Origin of the sequence: Pseudoalteromonas sp. C12FD-1, from assembly GCF_037414265.1 — a bacterium.
Lineage (GTDB): Bacteria > Pseudomonadota > Gammaproteobacteria > Enterobacterales > Alteromonadaceae > Pseudoalteromonas.
On the sequence record NZ_JBBEVD010000069.1, the window covers coordinates 268,696 to 290,610 of the forward strand.

Annotated in this window: 18 protein-coding genes and 1 pseudogene; 7 read left to right on the forward strand and 12 right to left on the reverse strand. The window is 41.2% G+C overall.

The window, feature by feature from the left end:
- Positions 1-156 precede the first annotated feature (156 nt).
- Positions 157-1,170 (forward strand): ester cyclase, encoded by a 1,014-nt coding sequence (locus WDB87_RS11245; RefSeq protein ID WP_286246656.1) that lies wholly within the window; start codon positions 157-159, stop codon positions 1,168-1,170.
- Between the two features lie 64 nt (positions 1,171-1,234).
- Here WDB87_RS11245 and WDB87_RS11250 read toward each other — a convergent pair whose 3' ends face one another.
- From WDB87_RS11250 to hisD, 5 genes are read right to left on the reverse strand one after another with little or no spacing between them, the layout of a single operon-like run.
- Complete coding sequence (locus WDB87_RS11250; protein ID WP_337849919.1) at positions 1,235-2,257, reverse strand: ester cyclase; 1,023 nt, start codon at positions 2,255-2,257, stop codon at positions 1,235-1,237.
- Complete coding sequence (locus tag WDB87_RS11255; RefSeq protein WP_337849920.1) at positions 2,257-3,024, reverse strand: HpcH/HpaI aldolase family protein; 768 nt, start codon at positions 3,022-3,024, stop codon at positions 2,257-2,259. The genes WDB87_RS11250 and WDB87_RS11255 overlap by 1 nt, the downstream gene beginning before the upstream one ends.
- Positions 3,021-3,722, reverse strand: coding sequence for an alpha/beta fold hydrolase (locus WDB87_RS11260; RefSeq protein ID WP_286246662.1), 702 nt, complete (start codon positions 3,720-3,722; stop codon positions 3,021-3,023). The genes WDB87_RS11255 and WDB87_RS11260 overlap by 4 nt, the downstream gene beginning before the upstream one ends.
- 14 nt (positions 3,723-3,736) lie before the next feature.
- The gene (locus WDB87_RS11265; RefSeq protein WP_055013932.1) at positions 3,737-4,741 is read right to left on the reverse strand and encodes a LacI family DNA-binding transcriptional regulator; all 1,005 of its coding nucleotides are present in this window, start codon (positions 4,739-4,741) and stop codon (positions 3,737-3,739) included.
- A 3-nt stretch (positions 4,742-4,744) separates the two neighbouring features.
- Entirely contained in the window at positions 4,745-6,019 is a 1,275-nt protein-coding gene (gene hisD / locus WDB87_RS11270) for a histidinol dehydrogenase (RefSeq protein WP_055013931.1), read from the reverse strand.
- 129 nt (positions 6,020-6,148) lie between these two features.
- Here hisD and WDB87_RS11275 point away from each other — a divergent pair, with 129 nt between their 5' ends.
- Together WDB87_RS11275 and WDB87_RS11280 are read left to right on the forward strand one after the other, a co-directional pair.
- Positions 6,149-6,889 carry an SDR family NAD(P)-dependent oxidoreductase gene (locus tag WDB87_RS11275; RefSeq protein ID WP_286246667.1) on the forward strand — a complete coding sequence of 247 codons (741 nt, stop codon included), beginning with the start codon at positions 6,149-6,151 and terminating at the stop codon, positions 6,887-6,889.
- 18 nt (positions 6,890-6,907) lie between these two features.
- Positions 6,908-7,906 (forward strand): cupin domain-containing protein, encoded by a 999-nt coding sequence (locus tag WDB87_RS11280; RefSeq protein ID WP_286246668.1) that lies wholly within the window; start codon positions 6,908-6,910, stop codon positions 7,904-7,906.
- 29 nt (positions 7,907-7,935) lie between these two features.
- On the opposite strand, the gene WDB87_RS11285 is transcribed toward WDB87_RS11280, so the two are convergent.
- Positions 7,936-8,820: a DMT family transporter gene (locus WDB87_RS11285; RefSeq protein ID WP_337849921.1), complete on the reverse strand. Its 885-nt coding sequence runs from the start codon at positions 8,818-8,820 to the stop codon at positions 7,936-7,938.
- Between the two features lie 105 nt (positions 8,821-8,925).
- On the opposite strand from WDB87_RS11285, the gene WDB87_RS11290 reads away from it, so the two are divergent.
- A complete protein-coding gene (locus WDB87_RS11290; protein WP_286246670.1) occupies positions 8,926-9,450 on the forward strand; it encodes a sel1 repeat family protein in 525 nt (174 codons plus the stop codon).
- Positions 9,451-9,452: 2 nt separating this feature from the next.
- Here the strand turns inward: WDB87_RS11290 and rsmS are convergent, their stop codons facing one another.
- The 6 genes and pseudogenes from rsmS to dinG all read right to left on the reverse strand — a co-directional run bounded on the left by rsmS (position 9,453) and on the right by dinG (position 14,276).
- Entirely contained in the window at positions 9,453-9,605 is a 153-nt protein-coding gene (rsmS, locus tag WDB87_RS11295) for a pleiotropic regulatory protein RsmS (protein ID WP_286246671.1), read from the reverse strand.
- On the reverse strand, positions 9,589-9,870 hold the full coding sequence (locus WDB87_RS11300; RefSeq protein ID WP_286246673.1) for a late competence development ComFB family protein: 282 nt from the start codon (positions 9,868-9,870) through the stop codon (positions 9,589-9,591). Before WDB87_RS11300 ends, rsmS begins: the two co-directional genes overlap by 17 nt.
- 49 nt (positions 9,871-9,919) lie before the next feature.
- A pseudogene (locus WDB87_RS11305) lies at positions 9,920-10,816 on the reverse strand (histone deacetylase family protein).
- Positions 10,816-11,424 carry a primosomal replication protein gene (locus WDB87_RS11310; RefSeq protein WP_337849922.1) on the reverse strand — a complete coding sequence of 203 codons (609 nt, stop codon included), beginning with the start codon at positions 11,422-11,424 and terminating at the stop codon, positions 10,816-10,818. The pseudogene WDB87_RS11305 and the gene WDB87_RS11310 overlap by 1 nt, the downstream one beginning before the upstream one ends.
- Positions 11,425-12,201: a TSUP family transporter gene (locus WDB87_RS11315; RefSeq protein WP_055019232.1), complete on the reverse strand. Its 777-nt coding sequence runs from the start codon at positions 12,199-12,201 to the stop codon at positions 11,425-11,427.
- Complete coding sequence (gene dinG, locus WDB87_RS11320) at positions 12,201-14,276, reverse strand: ATP-dependent DNA helicase DinG (RefSeq protein ID WP_337849923.1); 2,076 nt, start codon at positions 14,274-14,276, stop codon at positions 12,201-12,203. Before dinG ends, WDB87_RS11315 begins: the two co-directional genes overlap by 1 nt.
- Before the next feature lie 233 nt (positions 14,277-14,509).
- Between dinG and WDB87_RS11325 the strand changes: the two genes are divergently transcribed.
- The 3 genes from WDB87_RS11325 (at position 14,510) to WDB87_RS11335 (ending at position 21,508) form a co-directional block, all read left to right on the forward strand.
- On the forward strand, positions 14,510-16,852 hold the full coding sequence (locus WDB87_RS11325) for a DNA polymerase II (protein ID WP_337849924.1): 2,343 nt from the start codon (positions 14,510-14,512) through the stop codon (positions 16,850-16,852).
- Between the two features lie 245 nt (positions 16,853-17,097).
- Entirely contained in the window at positions 17,098-20,025 is a 2,928-nt protein-coding gene (locus WDB87_RS11330) for a TonB-dependent receptor domain-containing protein (RefSeq protein WP_337849925.1), read from the forward strand.
- Positions 20,026-20,161: 136 nt separating this feature from the next.
- Complete coding sequence (locus WDB87_RS11335) at positions 20,162-21,508, forward strand: IS1182 family transposase (RefSeq protein ID WP_337849926.1); 1,347 nt, start codon at positions 20,162-20,164, stop codon at positions 21,506-21,508.
- Positions 21,509-21,915: the final 407 nt, after the last annotated feature.

Sequence of the window (21,915 nt, forward strand, 5' to 3'; positions counted from 1 at the left end):
TTCGAAGTCAATTCTCATTAGTATTATTTTAAAGCAATTTATAACTTACCATTCACAGGCTTTTAATTACTCTTTAAATGCAATACATTTTGTTAAAGTGTGCTTAACGGCGGTTTGAAGATACTAATTTGACTGCGCAAACAATGAGGAATAATCATGGCAGATATACTTAAAGATAAACAACTAGTTCGTCAATTTCATACTGCACTAGAAAAAGCACAGGGCAATAACTTACAAGCCGTATTTAAAGAGTTTATGGCTAATGAATATAGCTTTAAAGGGGTGCACCCTTTTAATGAACTTGAGTGTACTAATGATGTAATTGCACAAGTTTGGCAGCCATTATTTAGCTCGTTTAGTGCGCTACAACGCCGTGAGGATATTTTTATTGCAGGGCAAAGCGAAGCCGACGGCGGCCAGTGGGTGATGAGTATGGGCCATTTTATGGGCTTATTTGATAAAGACTGGCTAGGTATTGCGCCAACCCATAAGCTTGCCACTTTGCGCTATGCCGAGTTTAACTGCGTTAAAGACGGAAAAATAATTCAGACCGGCTTTTTTGTCGATATTATTGGCCTTATGATGCAAGTGGGGCTAAACCCGTTGCCGCTTTCTACAGGGCAATATTTTACTTATCCTGGCCCGCGTACGCACGATGGTATTCGTTTAGGTAAAAGTAGCGATGAGCAAAGCGAAAAAACAATGGCGCTGGTAAATCAAATGATTGATAACCTTACAGCGCTAAATAAAAGTGGGGTTGATACGTGCCCACCTGAAGTACTTGCTAAAACGTGGGACGAGAACATGGTTTGGTATGGCCCAGCAGGGATTGGCGCTACTTACACAATTGAGCGTTACCAGCAACAACACATGTATCCGTTTAGAGAAGGCCTAACGGGTAAAGTGTTTAACGGCCATATTTGCCGTTTTGCTGAGGACGAATTTGCCTGCTTTTTTGGTTGGCCTAACTTAACTAACACGGCCATAGGTGGGTTTTTAGGCCTACCAGGTGCCAATACCCCAGCAGATATGCGCGTGGTTGATGTGTATCACCGCGAGGGCGATAAATTAGTAGAAAACTGGGTCATTATTGATATTCCTTATTGGTTAAAACAGCAAGGCCTAGATATTTTAAAGCGTACCCAAAGTATTGCTAACCCAGGTGCTTAGCCTAATTTAGCTACAAAAAAAGCTCTGTTTAACAGAGCTTTTTTTGTTTATACGGCTTTAATTGCTAGGGCGCAAAGTTTAAATAGCGGGCTTTGCTAAGCTCTTTCATGCGGGCGAGTACATCTACCCCAATTTGATGGTACACATCAAGCATATCTATCAGTACCCAGTTTTCGCGAATTAAGTTATTCTCGGCTCGCCAAAAGTCGAGACTACGCATTGTTATTTGCTGATTTGCGGGCGCAATACCTAACCAACCATCATTACTAATAGTCATGCTCATCCCTGGCCACGCGGTAAAGCCAACATAGTTTTCATCGGCAAATAAGTATCCTTTACTTGCATCACCTACTCGGTTTGGCAGTGCATTTAAAAATGGGATTTGATGCCAGTTTCTAAACCCTTTTATACCTCGTGCAGTGCCTATGCTACTTGGCCCATACCAGCTACAGTGCGGGTGCCAAAATTGCTCTAGCTTCATGGCTGCTATACCGCCTTTGGCATAAAAACCTAAATGCTCGCACATGTCGCCCACCAATTTTAAGCTTTGTGCGGCGTGCTCTTCATTGTATGCGTTTGTAATTAGTCCATCTTGCGTTGCAGGGCCTGGTACATGCCACTCTTTACCTAAACTCACCGAAAGTGGCCATACATTAGCTTGCATCATTACTTCAGGAATATCCCAAATAGCTTGTACTTCTACCACTTTGTTATTTTTAATGCGGTAAAATTCATGAAAACGCATGCTTACTTGGTGCCCTGTTGGGGGGATATCAAGCCATGGTTTTTCAAACGAACCGGTATAATAACCACAACAACCTACCCAGTCTGAGTCGTTTATTGAGCTACCGGCCATAACAATTGTATCGCGGCGCTCTAGGCCAATAAATGCCTTGCTAAGCGGTAAATAGGCTTGCTCAATAAGTGCATTAGGGTTGGCAAGTGTTTCAAACGGGTAACATAGCTGCACGAGCGCATCATCGGCAAATACGCTATTAATTTGTGTTTGTAAGGCTTTTTGATCAAAGTTATAAAGTGCTTCTCTAAACCCTTGTAGTAAATTTTTGTTTTTATTATGTAAGCTCATTATTTTAACGCTCCCATTGCACTATCGAACTCGTTACGCAATTGCTTTGCGCCACTTAATAAAAAGCTATGATCAGAGCCTAATAAGTAAAAACTTACCCCTAATGATTGCCAGTGGTTTAGCTCACTTAAGTTACCCACAAACATGCCACAGCATTTATTATATTTTGCTGCTGCCTTAGCTATTTTAGTGACTGCCTCTATGACAATTGGAGCGCTTGGGTTGGTTTCGCCAAGGGAAATAGTTAAATCCATACGGCCTATAAAAATGCAGTCTATTTCATCTATTTGGCACAGTTGCTCTATGTGCTCTAGTGCATCGGCGTCTTCTATTTGCGCAATAATACAGGTTGATGACTTATTGGTTGCTAGGTTATCGGTTAAGGCATGGGTTGTGTAACCTGCAAAGCGGCTTGAACCGGCATAGCCTCGGCCGTTATTGCCATAAAAGCAGTTTTTAATAACTGCTTTTGCTTGTTCAGGTGTTTTTATATGTGGGAGTACAAGGCCATCTGCGCCTATATCTAAGCTGCTTAGTAACGTGGCGTGGTCGGTATTACTAACACGTATAAGTGTGGGCATATTTTTAGTACGCGCTGCCATTATGCAGCTATCTAAATCGCCTCTATCAAACGGCGCATGCTCTGCATCAAGGCAAAGAACGTCAAGATTAGTGTGGGCTAATACTTCCGTATTGTGATAATGCGTGCTTTTAATAAAGGTACCTAGCAGTAGCTGTTTTGCATTTAACTTTTGCTTTAAATTCATGATAAAGACTCCAACCAGTCTAATAAAATTGCGTTTACCGTATTACTTCGTTCAAGTGGGGCAAAATGGGCGCAATGACCAAGTAATACAAGGTCACTATTAGGCGCTGCTTCATGCATGGTTTGCTGAATATTTACTGGGCATAGTGGGTCATGTTCGCCCCCAATAATGAGTAGCTTTTTAGTACTTTGTTTTATTACATTTAATGTATCATCGCGGGTGCCAAGGGCGCTCAATTGGGCGCTAAAGACATTAATACCAAGATCATATGCCATGCTAAGTATTGTGTCTTCATAGGCTTTATGTGTTTGGTAAAAGTAGTGAGGTAAAAAGTCGCGTTTAAGCAGGGCTTCTAAACTGGTGCTTTTGGCATGTTCAATTTGTTTGAGCCTAATTGCAGGGCGCTCAGGTTTATCGGCTAAATAATTGCTCGATATCAAACACAAGGAGGTAACAAGCTCAGGGTGTGATTTTAACAGTGCTAGCGCAACAATTCCGCCCATTGAAAAACCAATAAATGGGCCGGGCTCTTGCGCTATTTTTTTGCAAAGCTCTACCATTTGCAAAATGCTAGATTGCTCTGTAAAAGGAATAACACATGGTGTAAACCCTGCATTTTGCAGTGCGTTAATTTGCGCTGCAAACATGCGGTGATTACATAGCGTACCAGGTAAAATATAAACAGGATTTTTGGCCACAAAAATTCCTTAATTTAACGTTTTTTAATAGAGTTCCCTTCAATTAATGAACCAGTAAACACTCGCACCTCTGCAGCCGCTTGTGGGTTTTCAATGCGCTCCATTAAAATATCAACAGCGGCTTTGGTAAGCTGTTTCATAGGCTGTTGTACTGTGGTTATTTGATAGTTGTACCATGAAGAGGCATTAATACCATCAAATCCTACAACTGATATGTCGTCGGGCACTTTAATGCAAAAGTTTTCTTTTAGTTCATCAATTACGCCAATAGCCATTGCGTCATTACTGCATATTATGGCATCGGGCTTAGGGTGTTTTTTTAACCATTTTTTAAGTGCATCACGTGCTGATTTATACCCATAATCACCATAAATAACAGGGGTATTTTGTACGCCCAGAGTGTGTAAATAATTCTCGGCTATTTCTCTGCGCTCGTTTGCAACATCCGAGTCGGTAGGGCCTGAAAGAATTAAATACGATTTATGGTTAGCTTGGTGTAATAAATCGATTAACTGTTTAATGCCTTTGTCGTGATTACAGCAAACGGTGTTTGCATTTGACTCCGGCACATGGCGGTTATAAAGCACTATAGGTGTACTGTGTTTAGCAAATAAGTTTAAGCTTTTACTATCAAAGTGAGCGGCTAGGGCTATTACACCATCAACTTGGAATGTCCAAATGTTTTCGAGTAACTCGTCTAGCTCGTCTGCGTTATCAAGCGTAAAGAGCAGCACACGTTTATTGTTCAGTGCCAGCTCTCTATTTAGCTCAGAAAGCACCTCTGGGTAATTCAGGTTTGCTTGCGATGACAAAATAACCGCAACCATCCCCGACTGTTTGGTGATCAACATACGGGCAATAGCATTAGGGCGATAGCCCATTTCATTGGCCGTTGCGATTACTTTTTCACGGGTTTTTTTAGAGACACTAAAACCAGGTCTAAAAACACGTGATACCGCTGACTGCGATACGCCCGCCTCACGGGCAACATCGTATGAGGTGACTCTTTTTTGCTTCAAGGTTTATTTCCTATATCGTCTTACACGAATGTCTGCTTGTTCTTTGTGGCCTGCGAACCCTTCAGCAGCACATAATCGTGAACAATACTCACCAACAACAACCGAGGCTTGCTCTGTTACTTGCTGAAAAGTACATGTTTTTATGAATTTACCTACCCATAGTCCACCAGTATAACGCGCAGCTTTACCTGTGGGTAGTGTATGGTTTGTACCAATACACTTGTCACCATAAGATACGTTAGTTTGTGGGCCTAAAAATAAAGCGCCAAAGTTTTGCATGTTTTCTTTAAAGTAATCGGTATTGCTGGTCATTACTTGTACGTGTTCAAACGCTAAGTCGTTGGCTACCTGTAACATTTCTTCGTAAGTGTCACACACTATCACCTCGCCGTGATCTTGCCACGCTACGCCTGCAATATCAGCTGTCGGTAAAATAGTAAGTTGTCTTTGCACCTCAGCCATAGTGTCTTTTGCTAATTGCTCTGAGTTGGTAAGTAAAATAGCAGGAGAGGTAGGGCCATGCTCTGCTTGACCAAGTAAATCAGCTGCACATAGTTCCCCATCTACGCTGTCATCAGCAATAACAAGCGTTTCGGTAGGCCCTGCAAATAAATCTATACCAACGCGACCAAATAGCTGGCGTTTTGCTTCGGCAACAAACGCATTACCTGGGCCAACGATCATATCTACTGGCGCAATAGTTTGTGTACCAATTGCCATTGCCGCTACCGCTTGCACGCCGCCTAAACAATAAATTTCATCGGCGCCTGCCATATCCATAGCGACTACAATCTCAGGTGATGGCTTGCCATTAAACGGCGGAGCCATGGCTATTACGCGTTTAACACCCGCTACTTTAGCGGTTAATACGCTCATGTGCGCAGAGGCTAATAGCGGGTATTTACCACCTGGCACATAACAGCCTACGCTATCCATAGCGATATGTTTATGGCCAAGGGTTACGCCAGGTAAAGTTTCTACCTCTACGTCTTTCATTGAGTCACGTTGTATTTGTGCAAAATTACGTACTTGGCTTTGTGCCCATTTAATATCGTTGATTAATTGATCATCAAGTTGTGTATAGCAGGCTTTAATTTCGTCTTCTGAAAGTTTGAAAGACTCCGGAGTCCAGTTGTCGAACTTTTCAGAGTACTCTCGAATGGCTGCGTCACCTTCGGTTTCAACATGCGCTAAAATATTTTCTACAATATCTCTTACTGATTGATTTTGTTTTTGTTTTGAGTCAATTGGTTGACCCTTTTTTAAATGCTTTATCATTGCTAATGTCCTTAGTGAATCGTTGTTATATACACATTTGATGAGACGTATTGGTTAAATAATGTCTTGCATCTAACTGCACTCTAATTAATAATGACTTCGAATGCAATATAGAATTTAGGTGAGCAAATGGGATTTGATAAAACGCTTTTAGTGGGTAAAACCATTTTGGTGACTGGTGCAGGTAAAGGTATTGGTAAAGCATGCGTAGAAAAATGCGTGGATGCAGGGGCTCAGGTTATTGCAGTAGCACGTACCCTCAGTGATTTACAAACACTACAGCAATACGCGCCTTCGCAAATAGAAATTTGGCCGCTAGATATTAATAGCGATGCTTTTTTTGAGCGTTTAAAGGCGCTAAAAACACTCGATGGGCTGTTAAATAACGCCGGTATTAATCGGGTTGCGCCAATGCTTGAGCAAACAGATGAGAATATTGACGATGTTATTGCGATGAATATTCGCAGCGTTTATAAAATTAGCCAAGCGGCACTGCCTGCGCTAATAAATTCTGGCGCTGGTGCAGTAGTTAATATGTCGTCGCAAATGGGGTTTGTTGGTTCACCTAAACGTACTTTGTATTGCATGAGCAAACATGCAGTTGAGGGATTGAGCAAAGCAATGGCGGTTGAACTTGCCGATAAAAATGTGCGCGTGAACACTGTAGCCCCTACCTTTGTAGAAACCCCAATGACCAAACCTATGCTAGAAGATGCGACATTTAAGCAGTTTGTTTACGACATGATCCCACTGAAAAAAATTGCTCAAACCGATGATGTTGCCAATGCTTGTGTGTTTTTACTAAGCGGCCTTTCGGCAATGATCACCGGTACAAGTATTAAAATTGATGGCGGTTGGACCGCTCAGTAATTAGTTTAGGAGAGAGTAATGAGTTTATTTAAAGAGCGCTTAGTAAGATACGATGATTTAATTGCGTGTAAAAACGCCTTTATAGACACGCGCTCGCCGGGGAGCGATCAAAAAGAAAACTTTACAATTATTGGTCCAGGTGTTGCCGAAAACCCAAATCAACATGTGCATATTTCTATTCCTCATGGGTTTAACATTGGTGGTGCGCGCCAACCTGCAGGGTGTTTAAATTCGCAGCATAGCCATTTAACTGAAGAAATTTTTGTAGTTCACAGTGGTACGTGGGCTTTTTATACTGGTGTTGACGCTAAAGATGCCAAAGTGATTTTAAATGAAGGCGATATTATTTCGATCCCGATGGATATATTTAGAGGGTTTGAAAATGTTGGCAACGGCGTAGGCTATTTATATGCGGTACTTGGAAGTGATAACCCTGGTAGGGTACTTTGGGCTCCGCAAGTATTTGACATGGCAAAAGAATACGGACTAATTTTGCTAGAAAATGGCAGCTTAGTAGATACCACGTTAAATGAAACAATTCCCGATGGCGTTAAGCCCATGGCAGTTACCAGTCAAGAGCAAATAGCGCAGCACCGAGTAATAACCGATGAAGAGCTGGCACAAACTGTGGTTAAAGCCAGCAACTTTAACTGGAATAAACGCTCGTACCTTAGCCAGTTTGACGGCGTATATGAAGCGCCATTAGTCGGTAATTTAAATGCCAAAACATGTATTCAAACACAGTTAAATTGGCCTCATGGTTTTAATATTTCTGCGTTAAAGTTACAACCTGATGCACAAGTTGCGCCCCATATTCGTTTTGAAGAAGAGGTTATATTTGTTCATCAAGGAAGCGTAACAATAGACTTAGGTGATGAAGTATTAACGCTTAACCAAGGTGATACTTTTTCAGTGCCCATTGAGCAAGTAAGAGCCTATAGCAATAATAGCCAAACCGACTGTGTGCTTTATATAACGCGCCGCCACGATATGCCAAAAGACCCACACTTTATTTAAATTTTAATGCCATAAATTATTTAAGGCACTTAGCTTGTTTTAGCTAAGTGCTTTTTTCGTGGTAAAAAACCAGTCACTAGCATAGTACCCATAATAACAAATAATGCGCCGAGTAATGTATTTGGCCCAATTTTCTCATCTAAAATTACATGCCCCCAAAAAATGCCAAATAGTGGAATTAAAAACGTGACCGTTAAAGCTGAGGTTGGGCCTATATCGTCAATAAGTTTAAAAAACAAAATATAAGCAAGTGCGGTACACACCACGCCAAGGGCTAACACGCCAAGCATAACGTCGGTACTAGGTACTTCGCGAATAGGCATAAAAAGTATAAGGGGCAGTACTATAAAACTGGCTGCCCACATAGAGCCGTGTGCGTTATCGAACGGGGCAAGCTTAGGGGCATTTTTTGTATAATGTGATGCAATGGCATAACACAGTGAAGCGCTTAGCGCTGCTGCGATAGCAATAAGTGACTGAGTATTTAATACAAGATGATTTTGCCCAACTAAAATTGCCACGCCTATTAAACCCAGCAGCAAACCTAAAACCATACTTTTTGTGGGTTTGGTTTTGCTCCAAATAATACCCACTACAGCGCCCCAAATGGGGGTTGTAGAATTTAAAATAGATAGGGTGGATGCGCTAATAGTTTGTGCAGCATACGCAAAAAATAAAAAGGGAAGGGCAGAATTAAGTGCACCAATGATGAAAAAGTGCTTGGTGTGATGGGTAAACGCCAAGCGGCGTTTTAAATACAGTGCAACTATAAATAGTGTGAGTGCCGCAAAGCCGACTCTAAACTCTATTAACACCGCTGGACCTAGGCTGTTTGCCGCCATTCGCATAAATAAAAATGACGCGCCCCAAATAGCAGCCAGAAAAAATAATCGAAGTAAACTTGCTAAGCTCATGATAGTATTTTAATTATACAAATTGATTTACAGAGTAACAGGCTTTGCAATAACTGTAAGCCAGATTCGGTACTCGCATATAAAAATAATAAAAAAGGAATAGTCATGAGCCGATATTTACTGATCACAGCAATAATAGGACTAGGTTTATTAAGTGGTTGTGGGTCTACGCCTATTAATTTATACGATGACACAACCATGAAAAAACATGAGTATAACGGGATAAAAGCGTATAAAAAAGGAGATTTTAAACAAGCCTTTATGTACCTAAAAGACCCTGCAGCGCTTGGTTATAAAAGTGCGCAGTACACATTATCGTTTATGTTTTTAAAAGGGCAGTACTTAACACAATCTACTAACATGGGCATGGGCTGGCTAGGCGTTGCAAAAGAGGCTGGAGTTGAAAGTTGGCAGGCGCAATACAATACCTTTTATAACGCGGCTACTTCAGCGCAACAGCAACAAATAGACGAAACCGTTGCGTTGTACATTAGCCAGTATGGTAGTAAAGCACAAAAAATGACGTGCCGTCGCTCAACTACCCCAAGACGCACGTTTGGCGAAATTAAAATTGACTGTAACAAACACGAGGGCACTGTGACTAAATACGAGGTGCAAACAAAAGAGTAATGCTAAGAGGTAGCTTGCTTTTGTTCAAAGTCACTTTTTACAATTTCGAGCGCTTTTAATACATCCTCTGGAGCAATCTCGTGCTGCTCCAAAAGCATAATTAAATCTACCGCAAGTTTTACATGTGTAGGGGCGTTATCAAGTGGGCTGGTCATTTAAATCTTTCTTTTTTGAAATTTGGCTAATAGCAACATCAATAGCGGTTTGCACGCGCTCTTCCATGTGTATACGTTCACTTTGCGGTAAATAAAAGGCCATATCTACATCGTAGCGAATATAGCGAGGGGGAAGTTGATTGAGCACCGTACAACAAAAATCGGCCATTACATCTTCACTGTAAACTTTATCTAGTTTACGTTTAATGATTTCTTCAACCACAATTTTTTCGTAAAAGTTATGTATGTCGTCGTGCAGTCGCATCGTGCTAGCGCCTTTTATGGAGTCCGTTTATTTGAGTGTATACTAAGCACTAAAATAAATCGATAGCCGCTTTAAATAGTTGTTTATGCACATTTATTAACGACTCTACGTTGCGCTGATAACCGCCACCTAAAGTGCACATGAGTGGGATGTTATTATTTTTACAATAATTGAGTATGTAAAAGTCGCGATTGTAAACTCCCTCAAGTGAGACGTTAAATAACCCTAGCTCGTCTTTTTCGTATATATCGGCCCCTGCGTTATATAAAATAATGTCGGGGTTATGAATTCGCACGCAAAATTCAAGGGCTTGTTTTAGCGTTGTTAAGTACTCGCTATCTGATGTGTTGGCAGGCAGGGCAAAGTCGTAATCGGATTGCTGCTTTAAGCGCGGAAAGTTTTGCTCGCAATGAATAGAGCAAGTAATAATAGCGTTATTATGTTACGTAATTTGAGCCGTGCCATCGCCTTGGTGTACATCACAATCAAATATTAATACGGTATCGACTTGGTTTGTGTTGATTAAATGCGCGCCAGCCACAGCTAAATCGTTAAAAATACAAAAGCCACTGCCGTAATCGCTATATGCATGATGATAACCACCACTTAAATTAGCGCAAAAGCCATGTTTTAGTGCGTATTCGCTGCCTTGAATACTTGCCCCAACTGAAAGCAGCGTACGCTCTACTAATTCGCGTGAATACGGGAAACCCATTTTTTTAATTGCTTTATTACTGAGCGTGGCGTTTAAAAAATCATTTATGTAGTCTTGGCTATGGCACAGTGCGAGCTGCTCGGGCGTTGCTTTGGTTGGTGTATTAAACTGTGTAGTACCAAAGCCTAAGCGTTCTATTTCTGCTTTTAGTATTTGGTATTTTTGAATAGGAAAACGGTGGCGCTCAGGAAGCGTTAAAGCACTGTAGAGCGGGTGGTAAAAAAGCGGCATTAGCGTAATTGTTGTTTTTCGACTTGTTGAATTTTATCTTCGGTGGCCGAAATTGCTTTACGGCAACGCCCTAAACGCGCATGCGTGGTTAAAATTTCCATATTAAGCTTTTGTGCTTGCGCTGGGCTGGCTTTTTCCATTTGAAGCTTACGCTCTTCAATCATTAACACTAAGCGTCGTTCAAACTCATGGTTTTGTTTAAGCTCGTCGTATAGCTCATGCGATGATTGCATAATTTTTTTTACGGCTTGCTTATAAACCGTATTTTTTGGCCTTGGTTTATACTGGCTTTTGTTTTCTTTTGCCCAAATAGGAGTCGATTTAATAACATTAAATACAGCGTGTACTTGATTACCTATACGCTCAAGTGCATAAGCATAAGCATGGCGGTGATCACTGGGTGGTAAGCTGGTAATTTCGTCTTCAATTTCTGTTACGTAGTCAGTTAGGTTCATGCTTTTAGTACTAAATACGCCGCGGTCAAATAAACTAGGCTGCGCCTGCATATAGCGGTTTTTAGAAAACAACTTTGCGCTATCAAATTGCTCAGCTTGTTGTTTAAGCGTAGCAACTTGTTGGCGTAATTTATCTAACGCGTGTGTTTGCATTTACAAATAAGCCTCGTAAATCAGTTTTAATGCTAGCAGTATAACCATAGTGTTAAAAACAGGGCGAATAAACTTACCGCCAAAGCGAATGGCTGAGTGAGCGCCAATCCAAGCACCTAACATTATAAAAAAGCCCATGATTAGGCCTAATAAAAAGTTTACATGACCAAGTGCTACAAAGGTAATAAGCGATATAAAATTAGATACAAAGTTCATTGAACGGGCTAATCCACAGTTAAGCAGCAAGCTCATTTTATAAAATAAACTATTAGATGCGGTCCAAAAAGTACCAGCGCCTGGGCCTGCTACGCCATCAAAAAAACCTAACGCTAAACCCTGCAACCACTGCTTTAGTTTAAGTATTGGGGTTACTTTTGGTAAATCATCCCCTTGTGTGGTGCTTAAGCTACCAAACAAGCTATAACAGGCCACCATAATAATAATAATAGGCAAAAGCTTATTTAAAAATTCAATACTTAAATGATCAACTATTAACGTACCAATCACAGCGCCTATGGCGGTAGCAAAAATGGAGTTTGCCCAAAATGTAGGACTAAATAGATTTTTTTTATAATACGTGTAGCTGGCCGTTAATGAACCAAAGCTAGCCGCAAGTTTATTGGTGCCAAGCGTTACATGCGGTGGCAAGCCTGCGGTGAGTAGTGCAGGGACTGTTAATAAGCCGCCGCCGCCGGCAATTGCATCAATAAAGCCTGCAGCAAGGGCCGCGGCGCATAAAACGGCCAGAGTTGTGGGATCTAAAGCAAGTTCAAACATTAATAATCTATTTGTCTTTTAAAAGGTGGTAAGGTGTCGAGCATGGCTTTGCCGTAGCGCTTAGTAACTAAGCGTCTATCGAGAATGGTTATACGGCCTTCATCGCTCTCTTTTCGCAGCAGTCTACCACAGCTTTGTACCAATTTCTTTGCTGCATCGGGCACCGTAATAGACAAAAACGGATTACCGCCTTTACTTTGTACAAATTCGGCTTGGGCTTCTTCTATTGGTGATGTAGGTACTGCAAACGGTATTTTTGTAATTATTAAGTTTTCTAAATATTTACCAGGTAAATCAAGCCCTTCAGAGAGGCTTTGCGTACCAAATAAAATACTACCTTTGCCAGCATCGATATTTTGGGTGTGCTTTTTTAATAATGCCTCGCGCGACATTTCGCCCTGCACTAATAAGTTAAAACCTTTTGTTCTAAGAAACTTAGCCACATGGTCCATTTGCCAATACGATGCGAACAACACTAAATTGGCTTTGTTTGTGTTTAAGTACTCAGGCAAGGTTTGCGCTATATGATCACTAAAGGCCTTGTCGGTTGGCTCAATTTTACTTACCGGAATTCTAAGTGTTGCTTGTTTAGGGTAATCAAAAGGAGAGGGGACCTTAATAAACTTAACACCTTCTTCCTTTGCTAAGCCACTTTCGTATGCAAAGTGGTCAAACGAGCCGAGGGCACTTAAAGTAGCCGAGCATAATACCGCCCCTGCGCATTCATTCCATAGTTTGTCTTTTAAGTAGTAGCCAACTTCGATAGGACAATCACTTAATAGGTGATCGTGATGGTTTTTATATTCTAAACGCTTTATCCACCTAGCGTGGGGTGTGCCTTCGCCTTTATTTGCATAGCTATACCACAGCTTATTTAATTGCTCTAAGCGGTTTATGTAGTGTCCGCTTTCGGCCAAAACAGGGTCGGCAACGTAGGGTTTTATATCGCCATCGCTTACATCTTGCGTGAGGGTATCGTGCATTTTATTTAAACAACGCAGTGCATCTAGTGTAGCGTCACTTATATCTTTAGCTTTGTTGTGCAATGATTTTGGTATTTCGCCATGCTCAAAACGGTATGTGTCGTCTTTTGAATATTCAAAGTCGGCATTATCAAGAATATCACGCACTACTTTTAAGTCTTTATTAGCATCGTTAATGCTATCGCATAGCTTAAAGTTTTGCCCAATGGCTTTTTGCCCCACTAGTACCTTAGACATTTTGCCGCTAAATTTGGTGAGCTTATCGAGCCAATCAATAGTGCCTTTAATAGTGGCCGCTGCCGATGAAAAGTCGCGGGTAATATGCGCAAGGTGGTGCGCTTCATCTATTACATAAATAGTATTATCGGGCTCGGGTAAAATTTTACCACCCCCTAAATCCAAATCAGCGAGTAATAACGAATGATTAATTACAAGTACATCCATTTGCATAAGCTGATTACGAGCAAGCTGAAATGGACAAGTTTGGTGGGCTTTCATTTGGCGTTGGCAAGCGTGTTTATCGCAGGCGATTAAGTTCCATACCCTGTCGGGTATGGTGTCGGCCCAGCTATCTCTGTCACCTTGCCATTGTTTATTTACATATGCATCGTAAAGACCTTTTAAGCACTTTGTTTCCATATCACTTAGTGGCGAGGTAAGTGTGGGCATAAACTCCATTTGCGTTTGGCTATCGCCATTAACTGCGTTATGGAATTTATGGGCACATATATAGCGTTGCCTACCTTTTACTAGGTCAAACTTAAAGTCGAGCCCAGAATGTTTTTTAAAAAAAGGCAGCTCTTTTGCTATTAATTGCTCTTGCAGGGCCACGGTAGCCGTAGAAATAACCAGCTTCTTTTTTTGAGCAAGGGCAAGCGGTAACGCGCCTAAACAATAAGAAAGCGACTTACCAGTACCAGTGCCTGCCTCAATAACACATATACGCTGTTTTTTATGGTATTCGCCGGCAAGTGTTTTTGCTATTTCGGCAACTAGGTAGTTTTGACTACTACGCGGACGATAATCAGTAAGGTTACTAGCCACATGCTGGTGTACTTGCCTAATTGTTTTTTTTAGTTGGTCAGAAAGCATGAGGAGATAAACCTAAAATATGTATATAATTACAGTGTATGGATTTTAGAGTTATAAGAGTGTAACTACAAGCAACGATGAAATTAATTTAACAAATTAATGCGGCGATTTTTTAAGTTTATAAATTACTCCCTATTATGCCCGGTTTATATTTTGGGGTTGAACAATTTTCAACTCTTAACGTTTATAGGCCTTAAAGTAGAAAAACAAAATATAAGTAAGGTTTATTGATAGTGTATTTAACATCTGGTTTTGTACTTTCTGCACAAGCGCACGATAGCGCTCAGGGTTTACAATATGAAATTTGGTTTGCTACCGATAATGGACCAATAAAAGCAATTTCTGAGAACGAAACCGCACTATTTTTTATAAAAAACTCGGATGCTGAAGCTGCCCGTACCATTTTAGCTGCCGAATCACTGAACTTTTTAATTAAACCTCTTTCGCTTAAAAATTTTCAGCAGCAAAAAATGTGTGGTTGTTATTTTTACTCCCTTAAACACTTTTATAGCGCGAGCAAAGCGTTAAAAAGCCACGGTATTACACTTTATGAGGATGATATTAGGCCCATTGAGCGCTATTTAATGGAGCGCTTTATTAAAGGCGGGGCATGGGTTACGGGTAAACGAGTAGATCATGCACATTACACTGAAATTTTAGATGCTAAATTAAAAACCAACGCCGACTATACGCCTGCGCTTTCTAAGTTATCACTTGATATAGAGTGCAATGAAAGTGGGGTGTTGTTTTCTATTGGTTTGGTAGGCTGCGGTTTAGATTGCGTTATTATGATTGGCGAGCCTGAACATTACGACCCAACGATTGGTTATACTATTATATGGTGCGACGATGAGGTTGCACTATTACAGCAACTTGTAACGCTTATTAAGCAGTGCGACCCTGACATTATCATTGGGTGGAATGTTATTGAATTTGATTTTTCGGTTATTTATGAGCGCTCAGAGGCGCTTGGGGTAAAACTATTATTAGGAAGAGGAAACCTTCCTTTATATGTTCGAAAAGGGCATTTTACACGGGTGTCTATTCCTGGGCGCTGCGTAATAGATGGCATTGATACCTTAAAAAATGCCACTTATAGCTTCGAGACCTTCTCACTTGCCAATGTTTCAAAAGAGATTTTAGGTGAATCTAAATTAATTGAATCTAGTAACAGTTTACAAGAAATAATCCGCCAATTTAATGAAGATAAGCGCTCGCTTGCTAACTACAACCGCCAAGACTGCATACTCGTAAATAAAATTTTCGAAAAACTAAAGCTACTTGATTTTGCTGTTATTCGCACGCAACTCACAGGCCTTGAGCTCGAAAAGCGCGGTGGCTCTGTGGCTGCTTTTATAAACATGTATTTGCCTTTATTGCACCGCAGCGGTTATGTAGCCCCTAATATGGGCGACCATGGGCTGACTTTTGAAAGCCCCGGTGGCTATGTTATGGAGTCGATTCCGGGGCTGTATAAAAATGTCATAGTGCTTGATTTTAAAAGCCTGTACCCCAGTATTATGCAAACTTTTTACATTGATCCACTAGGCCTGATAGAAGGGATTGAAAACCCTGAAAACAGTATTGAAGGTTTTAATAACGCATTGTTTTCAAGAGAGCAGCACCATTTACCAGCGCTTATAAAAAGCCTAGCGCTGCAGCGCCAACGGGCAAAAGATAATCACGACTTAATGCTATCCCAAGCGATTAAAATAATAATGAACAGTTTATACGGGGTACTAGGCTCACAAGGCTGTCGTTTTTATGACCCTCGACTCTCAAGCTCTATTACTTTACGTGGCCATGAGATAATGCTGCAAACTAAAAAGTGGATTGAAGAGCAAGGTTATAGTGTTATTTACGGTGATACCGATTCGACCTTTGTAAAATTAACGGATGATTTAAGTGTTGAGGCGTGTAATAACATTGGTAAACAGTTAGCTAAACACATAAACACATTGTGGCGGCAACACATACACGCTAAACATAACTTAACAAGTCATTTAGAAATAGAGTTTGAAGCGCTGTATAGCCCGTTCTTTTTACCCACCATAAGAGGTAAAAATGTGGGGTCTAAAAAACGTTATGTTGGGCTATTAATAAAGCCAGATGAAACAAAATTGGTTTTTAAAGGCTTAGAAACCGTAAGAAGTGACTGGACTAAACTGGCTCAACAGTTTCAATCTGATTTATTTACCCTCCTTTTTGAGCAACCTGAGCAAATAAATAACCTTGTAAACGATTACATTAGTAAACTTTTACGCGGCGAATTTGATCATATGCTGGTTTTTAAAAAACGTTTAGGTCAAAACTTAACCGATTATCAAAAAAATATCCCTCCTCATGTACAAGCAGTAAAAAAGTTTCAGAAACAAAATAGTGAATTTACGCTAAAAAGAGGTGAATTTGTTACATTCGTTTACACAACCCACGGTGTTGAGCTGTATCAAGGGCTGCATAGCTATGACTACCCATTGTATATAGACAAACAAATTGTACCTTTATTAGAAATGGTTACGCAATTTGTTAACGTTAGCGTAAACAGTTTCGAGCTAAAACAGTTCGAATTATTCTAATTTGTACCTATTAATGCAACTTTTGATTACATAATCCACATTTCAGCTTTATTTTTGTTCAGTAATTCCTCATTTAAGCTAAAAAACAATAAAAAACCCTTTTTTAATTACTATTTGGTTAACAGTAGTTGGCTTTTAGATATTTTTTGTTTAGTATTTGGTTTAGTCGCTGTTAATAAACTGTGACAACAAAAAATAATTAAATAATAGTCGCTTCTAACAAGTGGTGACCCAGGGAGAATTAAATGTTAAATAATAAAGTTTCAAAGGCAGTTCGCTTAGCGATTGCTTTTGGTGCAGTATCAACAGCTGCATTTTCGTCAAGTTCATTTGCTGCAGAAGAAGACGAACTCGAAAAAATAGAGCGCGTGCAAGTAACAGGCTCTCGTATTCGTTCAGCCGAGGCGATGTCATCTGCACCTATACAGGTTGTAAGTGGCGAGGCAATTGATGCGTCAGGCTCTTTAAATATCCAAAACCTACTGCTAGAAAACCCAGCATTTGGTTCTCCGGCAATTAGCCGAACTAACTCTAACTTTTCAACGGCAAGCGCGGGTGTAGCTACTGTTGATTTGCGTAACTTAGGCTCAAATCGTACTTTAGTACTTGTTAATGGTCGCCGCTACGTATCGGGTGTACCAGGGAGTTCGGCGGTTGATTTAAATACCATTCCTAGCCAATTTATTGAGCGTGTGGAAATTATGACCGGTGGTGCATCATCAGTATATGGCTCTGATGCGGTTGCAGGTGTAGTTAACTTTGTATTAAAAGATGACTTTGAAGGCGTAGAGTTTGAAGGCCAATACGGCGAATCAAGTGAAGGCGATGATGAATCGCGTCAGTTTTCTTTTACCTCAGGTTTAACTACGGGTGATGGCAAAGGTCAAGCCATGTTCCACTTAGGCTACTCAGATCAGGGCGCTGTGTTTTCACGCGACCGTGAGCGCTCTGCAGTAGACCAATTTTCAGGTATTTATTTTGAAGACGATCCGGCGGCAAATCCAGGGTCTATTTTTGAAGCAGTGAACCCGTTTTTCTCATCATTTCCTCCACAAGGGCGTTTTGATGCAGGCGATACACGCTTTACTTACGATCCAAACAACAATTTACAAGACTCGTTTAGTACCAATGGCGGTGACGGTATAGATGCCAACGGCTTTAACCGAAGCGGCGTACGTACCATTGCTATACCAACAGAGCGCTACTTATTTGCCTCAAATGGTAGTTACGAGCTAACAGATAAACACAGCTTCTTTTTTGAAGGGACGTATGCATCTAGTACCACTATTTCAGAGTTAGAGCCTTTTCCGTTTGCCTCAGATGACATTTATGCCAATGGCCGCGTGCCAATTGAGTTTGACGTAAATGGCGAAATGCTCAGAAATGCCTTTGTACCAGATGATATCTACAATGCAGCAACAGATACTGATGGTGATGGTGCTAGAGACATCTTTTTTGCTAAACGTTTAAGTGATGTAGGTAACCGTGGTGCCCGTGCAGAGCGTGATACATTCCGTTTAGCTGTGGGCTTTCAGGGTGAGATTAACGACAGCTGGTTTTACGATACCTACTATGTATATGGTAAAACAAAAGAGTCGCAAGTTTCTGGTGGCTTAGTTAATGTACAAAGCTTTCGCCAGGGTTTAGAGGCGGTAATTGATAGCCAAGATTTAGATGGTGATGGTATTACCGACGAAGCGATTTGTATTGATGCAACAGCGCGTGGTTTTAATTGTGCGCCAGTGAACATTTACGGATTTAACTCACTATCGCAAGGTGCTATTGATTTTGTAAGTGCACCAAGCACGCTTTCAACATCGGTAGAGCAAGAGATTATTGGTGGTAACGTCTCAGGTGATTTATTTGAGTTGCCTGCGGGTATGGTGGGTATTGCAGCTGGTTTTGAATACCGCGAAGAGTTCTCTCGTAGTGAATTTGATGCCCTACAGCAAGCGGGTTTAAATGCGGGTAATGCAATTCCTGCAACCGAAGGCTCTTTTGATGTAACTGAATATTATATTGAGGCTAATATTCCAGTGCTAGATGCAGTAACAATGAATGCAGCAGTACGTTTATCTGACTACTCAACAGTGGGTAACACAGAAAGCTGGAACGTAGGTGTGGATTGGGAAGTAATGGATAGTTTACGTCTTCGTGCTACCCGTGCCCGCTCTACACGTGCGCCTAATATTGATGAGTTATTTTCACCACCTTCGCAAACATTCCCAAGCGGTTTAAACGATCCATGTTTAGGTGTGACAAATAGTGGCGGTGGCGCTGTAGGTGATGCGTGTCGTGCCGATGTGGGTGTTGCAAATAATATTGCATCAAACGGTGAGTTTACACTTAACCAGTCAGATTTACAGGGTATTAGTGGCTTTAACCGCGGTAACCCAGATCTAAAAGAAGAAGTGGGCGACTCTGTGACCGTGGGTGTAGTATTTACTCCAGAGGAATTAATCTCGGGCCTTGACGTTACCTTGGATTACTTTGACATAGAAATCACAGATGCAATCGTATCTACACCGCGCCAATTTATTTTAGATCAATGTTACGGCGGTGGTGACGATAGCTTCTGTAGCTTTATAACTCGTCGTAGCGGCCCTTCAGGTAATAATAGTGCAGGTTCACTTGAGTTTATTGACAGTGGTGTATCAAACAGTGGTGGTTTAGGAACTGAAGGTGTTGATTTAACACTAACTTACTCTGCCGATATAGGCCCTGGCGCATTTAGAACTCGCCTTGCATACACTTACTTGATTGACGGTTACACCATTCCGTTACCGGGTGCGGATAAAGATGAGTTTGCAGGTGAAATTGGCGCATCTGAGCACAAAGCTAACTGGAACTTAGGCTATAAGCTTGATGACTTTGATTTTAACTGGAGCATGACCTACATAGGGGCTGCTGACTTTGATGATCAATTCTTAAGTGGTTTTGGTATTCCTGCTGGCGGCGTGGGTATTGGCTCAGTAACCTATCATGATGTACAAGCGAGCTATCATATTAGCGACTCAATGGAGCTGTATGCAGGTGCTAACAACTTATTTGATAAAGAGCCTCCGCGCATACTGTCAGGTGTGAGTGGGTCAAGCACAGGTACTGAAACCGATGCAGGTACGTACGACCCTATTGGTCAAACGTTTTATGTAGGCTTTAGAAGCAAGTTCTAACCAATAATGCCATTACCTTGGCATATAAAATAGCAATAAGCCCCAGCAACTACTGGGGCTTCAGAGTGTTGAAAAAGGGCTAGACACAGCTCAAGCCCTTTGATCTAATAAGCAGAGTGAAGTTGGAGAGTTCATTATGCTTAAAGACAAATCCCCGCAACAACATGAATTAGAAATGGTCGCGATTGACCAGCTTGTTCCACAAGACCATTTAGTTCGACTCGTAGACTTAGCGATTGATTTTGAATTCATACGCGATGAAGTCGCCCACTTGTATTGCAAAAATAATGGCCGGCCAGCCGTAGACCCTGTCCGCTTTTTTAAATACCTCTTTTTAGGTTACTTGTTTGGTATTCAAAGCGAGCGCCGCCTTATTAAAGAAGTGCAAGTGAATGTTGCGTATCGCTGGTTCTTAGGCCTTGGGCTCACCGATGACGTAATTCATCACTCGACACTGAGCCAAAATCGTATAAAACGCTTTAAAGATAGTAATATTTATCAATCCATTTTCGACAATATTGTTCGCCAAGCTATGAAGCAAAAACTCATTGGTGGGCACAGTTTATTTGCAGATAGCACCCATTTAAAAGCCAATGCGAATAAGCGCCGCTACGATATTGAAGACTTAAAAGTCAGCCCCTCAGTGTATGTTGAGCAGCTTAATGAAGCAGTGATAAAGGACAGGGAAGCCGAAGGAAAAAAGCCCCTGAAGTATGAGGAAAAGGAGCCTTGTACAAAACCCACCAAAGTAAGTCGAACCGACCCAGACAGTGGATTTATGGTGCGTGATGAAAAGCCCAAAGGCTTCTTCTATTTAGACCATCGGGTTGTGGATGGCAGGCATGGTATTATCGTTGATACACATGCCACGGCAGGTAATGTTCATGATAGCCAACCAATCATACAACGCTTAGACCGTGTGCTTGATACGTTTGAACTCAACCCCATTGCGGTTGGGTTAGATGCAGGGTACTTTACAGCCGCAGTGTGTCATAACTTAGAAGAGCGGCAACTCATTGGTGTCTTGGGCTATCGACGGCCCAATAGAAAGAAAGGCTATTTTGCAAAACGAGAATACAGTTACGACGCAGACACTGATACCTACACATGCCCGCAAGGCGAAACTCTGATTTATAACACCACGAATCGACTAGGTTATCGACAATACCATTCAACTCCAAAGACATGTAAAGAGTGTCCAGTACGGGCGCGATGCACGAATAGTAAAAATCATACCAAAGTGGTTACACGGCATGTGTGGCAAGCAAGTGTAGAAGCAGCCAATGAAATTCGCTTAAGTGAGTGGGGTAAAAAACGTTATAAACGACGAGGTGAAACAGTAGAAAGAAGTTTCGCAGATGCAAAACAACATCACGGCCACCGTTATTGTAGGTACAGAGGAATTAAAAATGTCAGTGCGCAGTGCTTATTGGCAGCAGCATGTCAGAATATGAAGAAAATAGCCTTAATGAAGGCAGCCTAGCCGAGATTAAGCGTTAAAAGCCTCAAAAAGTCCCCCAAAAAGCCGCTTCTCAGCAGTAAAACTCCGAAAAATGACAGCCACACTAAAAAATGAAAAATAATGATAACAGGGGACAAAATCGCAATCGCAGCCTGCGGCTGCTTAAAAATAATAAACCCTGCAAAAAAACAGGGTTTATCGTCAATCTGAAGCCCCTGCAACTACTGGGGCTTTTTATTTGGGCTCAATTTTATGTTAACCCTAGCTTTTAGTTGGGGTAACTCCAACGCTTTCATAGTATTGAAATGAGTACTTTAAGATATTCTTAGGGCTATAGTAGTCAACAAATATTTTAATACGATTTTTTATTTATGTTTGGCATTTTTATGTCTAAAAGTACAGTGCTTGTCAACTCACTCAGATTTTTT